This is a genomic window from Arthrobacter sp. P1_B4 (assembly GCF_056406555.1).
This window is the reverse complement of record NZ_JBFTZW010000132.1, coordinates 1-5944: the sequence shown is the minus strand read 5'-3', so window position 1 is coordinate 5944 and position 5944 is coordinate 1. Positions and strand designations below refer to the sequence as shown.

The window sequence follows — 5944 nt, the reverse complement described above, 5'->3', positions numbered from 1 at the left end:
GCTGGAGACGGTGAAGTTTTACCTGCGGGGGCAGGGCAATGACCCTTACGAGCGCCAGCGGCTCTCGGCCGCCCGTCGCGAGGATGAAACCCGCCGAATCGTCGCCCGGCTCGGGCCGAGGCGCCGGGCCGCATTCCTCCGGCTGCTCCGGTGGGCGCAAAACGCAGCCCCGATCCGCGAGGACGCCCTGGCCGACGTCGGGCTGGCGTGGCCGCTGCTGCGGCGGATGCTGTTCGAGCTGGGCCGACGGCTCGTCGGCTCCGCAGTCATCGCCGAGCCCGCCGACGTCTTCTGGCTGCGCCACCGGGAGTTGCGCAGCGCCGTCGAGTTCGGACTTGCCGGGTCGGGCACACCGGCAGCCGTGGCAATTACCGGGGCAGACCGGCCCGTCCGCGCCGGCGCCGTCGAGGAGCGCAAGATGCTGTGGCGGGGCCAGGCCAAGGCCGCTGCCCCGCAGCTGTTGCCGGAGAGCCGGTGGATGGAGCGGGCCTTCGGCTCAATGATGCYGGCAGGCCCACAGGATCAGCTCGGCGACGTCATCAAGGGCGTAGGCGCCAGCGCGGGCCGGGTCACCGCCCCGGCCCGCGTCCTGAGGGGCCCACAGGATTTCGGCCTGATGGAGCCCGGGGACGTCCTGGTAGCCCGCATCACCACCCCGGCCTGGACCTCGCTGTTCGCGATGGCCTCCGCCGTGGTGACCGACGTCGGCGGGCCGTTGAGCCACAGCTCGATCGTGGCCCGCGAGTACGGCATCCCGGCCGTGCTTGGCACAGGCGTGGCCACCCAGCGGCTCAGCAGCGGCCAACGGATCCGCGTTGACGGCGACGCCGGCACCGTCACGGTCGCAGACTGACCGCGTCATCAGGACAGTTCCCCGAGTTCCGCCGACCACGGAGGATTGGCGCCCTTTCGGGAGCAGGTGATCGCCGCTGCACGGTTCGCGTACGAGGCGACTGCGTGGAGCTGATCCAGGGTCAGGGTCTGCAGTTGCCGTCTTCCCTCCGCCCGAGCGCTCCAAGTTTGGCGAGTCCGGAAATAAGCCCCGCCATGAAGGAATCACCGGCGCCCACAGTATCTGACACTCGGATCGGTTCAGCTGCCATCTCGACCCGCCCGTTTCCGGACAGGATGACCGGGCCTGAGGCTCCGCGCGTCAGGGCCACCACCGCCGGCCCCAGTTCCAGCCAGGCCCGCAGGGATACTTCCGGTGCCCGGTCCGGGTAGAGCCAGCGCAGGTCTTCGTCGCTGGCTTTGACAATGTCGCTCGCCGCCACGAACACTTCCGCCTGCCGGCGTGCCGCAGCCGCATCGGGGCTGATCGCGGGCCGGCAATTGGGATCGAAACTGGTCGTCGCGTGTTCCCGGGCGGCCTCTACCAGGGCAAGGGTGGCCTGCTCCCCCGGCGGGAGCACCGTGGCGATAGATCCCGTGTGGACGTGGGTGGAACCTTTGACGGCAGCGAGGGCCGGGAGGGACGCCCCACTGATTGCCCAGGTGATCGAGAAGGCGTATTCGGCGGCACCGTCAGATCCCAGGGTGGCGAGGGCTGTAGATGTGGCCGCGCTTCCGCCGTTGACCACCTGGACGCCGTTCGTTTGCAGATGCTCTTCGAGCAGGTGTCCGTGCGGGTCAAGGCCATAGTGGGTCACCAGGATTGTCCTGAGGTCGAGGCGTGCAGCCCCCACTGCCACGTTGAGGGGGCTGCCCCCGGGGTGGGCCTGGCCGCCGGCAGGACCGCGGGGGTCGCGGATGATGTCGACAAGGGATTCGCCAATGACCGTCAGGACACCGTCCCCCGCGGGGAGGCGGGGCGCCGCGGTGGCGTCGGTGATGCGCATCAGCGGCCCGGGTAGACGACAGTTTTGAGCTGACCGGCCTGCTTGCCCGCTTTGAGTGCTTCTTCCGAGTCGGCCAGCGCAAACTTGCCGGTCACCAGGATGTCCAGATCTACTTTTCCGTCCGCGATCAGCTGGATGGCCAGCGGCCAGGTGTTGGTGTAGCGGAAGACGCCCGAGAGCCAGATTTCGCGGTTCTGGATGTAGGAGACGGGGAGTTCGACGTCGTCGGCTCCGAGCCCGACCAGGATGACCCGGCCGGCCGGTCCAACGGCTTTGATGCCGGAACGGACAGCCTGCGGGGCGCCGGAGGCGTCAATGAAGGCATCGACGTCGAGCCCTTCGGTACTGTCCGTCAAGGCGTTCAAGGCATGGGTGGCGCCGTGTTCCAGGGCGAAAGCGAGCCTTTCTTCTGCAATGTCCGTGATGTAGATTTCGGTCGCCCCGTAAGCGCGGGCGGCTTGGGCGGCGATGATGCCGATGGGGCCGGCTCCGGCGATCAGGACCCGGCTGCCGGGCTTGATCTGGGCGCGTTCGCAGGCCCAGAGGCCGACGGAGAGTGGTTCGATGAGGGCTGCCGCCTCGTCGCTGACGCTGTCTGGGATGTCGTAAGCGAAGTCGTCCTGGATCCTCACGTATTCGGTGAAAGCTCCGTCGATCGGCGGGGTGGCGTAGAACTCGATGTCCGGGCACAGGTTGTACCGTCCGGCCTTGCACTGCTTGCAGGTGCGGCAGGGCCGCTGGGGTTCGACGGCGACCCGCCGGCCAACGCGGGAGGGGTCCACGTCGCTGCCGACGGCGGCGATGCGTCCGGAGAGCTCGTGGCCCAGGATCAGCGGGTGGTCCACGACGTAGTCGCCGATCCGGCCGTGCTCATAGTAATGGACGTCGCTGCCGCACACACCGACGGCGGCGACCTGCACCAGGACCTGGTCCGCGTCCAGCTCCGGGACGGACAGTGTTTCCATGGCCATGTCGCCCTGGCGCTTGAGCACGGCGGCGCGCATGGTGGCGGGCACTTCCGGATGTCCGGGGGTGCGGGACTGTGCGGTTGATGTGGTCATCGAAGGGATCCTTTGCGGTTTGAAGAGGCGGTGGCGGGCTATTTGACGGCGCTATTTCACTGCACCAAGGGAGAGACCCTGGACGAGTTTGTCCTGGGCGGCGAACCCTGCGAACAGCACCGGCAGGGAAATCACGACGGCGGCGGCGCAGACCTTGGCAATGAACAGGCCCTGGCCCGAGACAAAGCCGGTGAGGAAGACCGGGGCGGTGCCGGCCACGACGCCGGTGAGGACCCGCGCCAGGAGGAGTTCGTTCCAGCTGAAGATGAAGCAGATCAGCGCGGTGGCGGCGATGCCGGGCATTGCCACCGGGGCGATGACCTTTCGGAGCGTGAGCAGCAGGGTGGCGCCGTCGATCTGGGCGGCCTCAAGCATTTCGACGGGCACTTCGGCAAGGAAGGACCGCATCATCCACACGGCGATGGGCAGGTTCATCGAGGTGTACATCAGGACCAGGAACCAGATGTTATCCAGCGCGCCGGCGGTTTTGGCGAAGAGGTAGAGCGGCAGGACTGCGGCGACGACGGGCATCATCTTCGTGGAGAGAAAGAAGAACAGAACGTCGGTCCACTTTTTAACCGGCCGGATTGACAGGGCGTACGCGGCGGGGATGGCCAGCAGCAGGACGAGGATGGTGGAGAAGATCGAGGCGGTGGCGGAGTTAATCAGCGACGGCCAGGGGCTGACGCCGGAAGTTGCGCCGAAGAACTCCTTGTAGGCGTCCAGGTTAAGGTCGGCGGCGATCGACGGCGGGTTGGTGGCTGCGTCAATTTCGGAATGGAACGAGGTAAGGATCATCCACAGGACCGGCACCGCGAACAGCAGGGCCAGCAGCCAGGCGGCAATGCCGGCGGCGGTGTTGTTGCGGGTGGGGTCCATGCGTGACTTGCCCCGGCGTCGTGATCCCGTGGTCGAGGTGGACGGGGTGGGGACTGATGACCTGGGCCCGGCGGGGGTGAGGGTGCTCATCGTGCTGCCTCCTTCTTGAAGAGCGAGAATACGGTGCGGAGTGCGAAGGTCGCCACGAAGATGGTGCCGATGACCACCACGACGCCGGCCGCTGAGGCCAGGCCGTATTCGTTGGCGTAATAGAACGTCTCGTAGATGGCGTAGGGCAGGTTGGCCGTGCCGAGGCCGCCGGAGGTGATGACGAAGGTGGCGTCGAAGTTCTGCACGATGTAGATGGCCCCGAGCAGTCCACCGAGTTCCAGATACTGGCGCAGGTGCGGGAGGGTGAGGTGGCGGAAAATTGCCCAGGGAGTGGCACCGTCCATCTGGGCAGCTTCAACGGTGTCCATGGGGCGGGACTGCAGGCCGGCGAGCAGGATGAGCATCATGAACGGGGTCCACTGCCAGACCAGGGAGACGATGATGGCCATCAGGGGTGCCGACGACAGCAGGTCCGGCTGCGGCGGGGCGTCGGAGCCGAAGAGCGACCAGATCCAGGTGAGGGAGCCGTTGATCAGACCGTAGACCGGGTTGAGGATGGCGTGCTTCCAGATGAGTGCAGCCGCGACCGGAACGATGAGGAAGGGTGCGATCAGCAGAGTCCGGGCCAGGCCCCGGCCAATGAACTTTTTGTCCAGGAGCAGGGCCAGGCCGAGGCCGAGGCCGAGGCTGACCAGGACCACCGAGACGGTCTCGACGATGGTGGTGAGGATTGCCTGGAGCATGTACGGGTCGGTGACCACCTGGATGTAGTTCTCGAACCCGGCGAATCCGGTCTTGTCCGGGCTCAGGCTGTTCCAGTTCATGAACGAAATGATCAGGGTCACCACGAATGGAAGCTGGGTGACGATGATGAGGAAGATCAGGGCCGGCAGCAGCGGTGCCCGCCGTGCCCAAGCCACTGCGCGTTCCCGCGCCCTGGCGTTCCTGGATGGTTTGGCTGTGCTGCTCCCTTGCCGGGAGACGCGCGCCGTTGCGGTAGTCATAATGTTCTCCTGCGGTTGGGTTGTTACTTCTTGTACTTGTCGCCGACTTTTTGTGCGGCTTCCTGGCCCTTGGCCACCGCATCGGCAACGGAGCCCTGGCCGGCGATGGCGGAGCTCACACCTTGGGACACCCGGGTGCCCAGGGCCGCGAACTCGGGAATACCGACGAACTGGATGCCGACCGCCGGCCGCGGCTGGACACCGGGGTTGGTCGGATCCGCGTTCTCAATGGCGAAGCGTTCGGCCTTGAAGAACGGCGCGGCCTGCTGGAACTCGGTGTTCTCGTACGTGGAAATGCGCTTGCCGGATGGGACCTTGGACCAGCCGAGCTTGGACGCGACCAGTTCCTCGTACTTCTTCGAGCTGGCCCAGGCGATAAATTTGGCGGCAGCTTTCTGTTTCTTGGAGGCCGCCTGCATCGCCCAGGACCAGGTCCACAGCCATCCGGAGGACTTGGTCTCTTTCACGGGCGCCTGGGCATAACCGATCTTTCCCTTCACGGGAGAGGCCTCGGCTTCCAGGGCTCCGGCCGCGGAGGTGGCGTCGTACCACATGGCGACCTTGCTTTGACTCATGTTGTTCAGGCATTCGGTGAACCCTGCCTGGGCGGCGCCCGCTTCACCGTGCTCCCGCACCAGATTGGTGTAGAACTCCGTGGCTGCGGTGAATTCGGGGGCGTTGACCTTCGCATTCCAGTCCTTGTCGAACCAGGTCCCGCCGAAGGTGTTCACCACGGTGGTCAGTGGTGCGAAGACCTGGCCCCAGCCGGGCTGGCCGCGCAGGCATATGCCCTTCATCCCTGGCGCCGCCCCGTCAGCCTTGGCGGCGAGGTCGGCGACCTGGTCCCAGGTCGGCTTCTCCGGCATGGTCAGCCCTTTGGCGTCGAAGATGTCCTTCCGGTACATCAGGAAGGAGGATTCCCCGTAGAAAGGTTCGCCGTAGAGTTTGCCGTCCGTGCCGGTCAACGACGCCGTGTAGGCCGGCAGGATGTCCGCCTGGTTGAACTCGGCGTCCCTGGCCACGTTGTCCAGCGGCGCCAGCCAGCCGTTGGCGGAATAGAACGGGATCTCGTAGTTGGACAGTGACGCAATGTCGTACTGGCCGGCCTGGC

6 protein-coding genes are annotated in these 5944 nt (G+C 66.3%); 1 reads left to right on the top strand and 5 read right to left on the bottom strand.

The features are described 5' to 3' along the window. Positions 1–853 (top strand): PEP-utilizing enzyme (locus AC1D1W_RS19505; protein ID WP_476944557.1); only part of this gene is annotated, 853 nt, incomplete at its 5' end. 121 nt (positions 854–974) lie between these two features. On the opposite strand, the gene AC1D1W_RS19500 is transcribed toward AC1D1W_RS19505, so the two are convergent. From AC1D1W_RS19500 to AC1D1W_RS19480, 5 genes are all read right to left on the bottom strand, one after another. Continuing rightward, on the bottom strand, positions 975–1838 hold the full coding sequence (locus tag AC1D1W_RS19500; protein ID WP_476944556.1) for a carbohydrate kinase family protein: 864 nt from the start codon (positions 1836–1838) through the stop codon (positions 975–977). After that, positions 1838–2899: an NAD(P)-dependent alcohol dehydrogenase gene (locus AC1D1W_RS19495; RefSeq protein WP_476944555.1), complete on the bottom strand. Its 1062-nt coding sequence runs from the start codon at positions 2897–2899 to the stop codon at positions 1838–1840. The genes AC1D1W_RS19500 and AC1D1W_RS19495 overlap by 1 nt, the downstream gene beginning before the upstream one ends. A gap of 51 nt (positions 2900–2950) precedes the next feature. Next, on the bottom strand, positions 2951–3868 hold the full coding sequence (locus AC1D1W_RS19490; protein ID WP_243177441.1) for a carbohydrate ABC transporter permease: 918 nt from the start codon (positions 3866–3868) through the stop codon (positions 2951–2953). Then, complete coding sequence (locus tag AC1D1W_RS19485) at positions 3865–4833, bottom strand: carbohydrate ABC transporter permease (RefSeq protein ID WP_476944554.1); 969 nt, start codon at positions 4831–4833, stop codon at positions 3865–3867. The genes AC1D1W_RS19490 and AC1D1W_RS19485 overlap by 4 nt, the downstream gene beginning before the upstream one ends. Positions 4834–4856: 23 nt before the next feature. Then, positions 4857–5944 (bottom strand): extracellular solute-binding protein (locus AC1D1W_RS19480; RefSeq protein WP_476944553.1); only part of this gene is annotated, 1088 nt, incomplete at its 5' end.

Coding starts and splice junctions, on each gene's coding strand:
- AC1D1W_RS19490 (WP_243177441.1), bottom strand. CDS start 3,868: ATGAGCACCCTCACCCCCGCCGGGCCCAGGTCATCAGTCCCCACCCCG.
- AC1D1W_RS19495 (WP_476944555.1), bottom strand. CDS start 2,899: ATGACCACATCAACCGCACAGTCCCGCACCCCCGGACATCCGGAAGTG.
- AC1D1W_RS19500 (WP_476944556.1), bottom strand. CDS start 1,838: ATGCGCATCACCGACGCCACCGCGGCGCCCCGCCTCCCCGCGGGGGAC.
- AC1D1W_RS19485 (WP_476944554.1), bottom strand. CDS start 4,833: ATGACTACCGCAACGGCGCGCGTCTCCCGGCAAGGGAGCAGCACAGCC.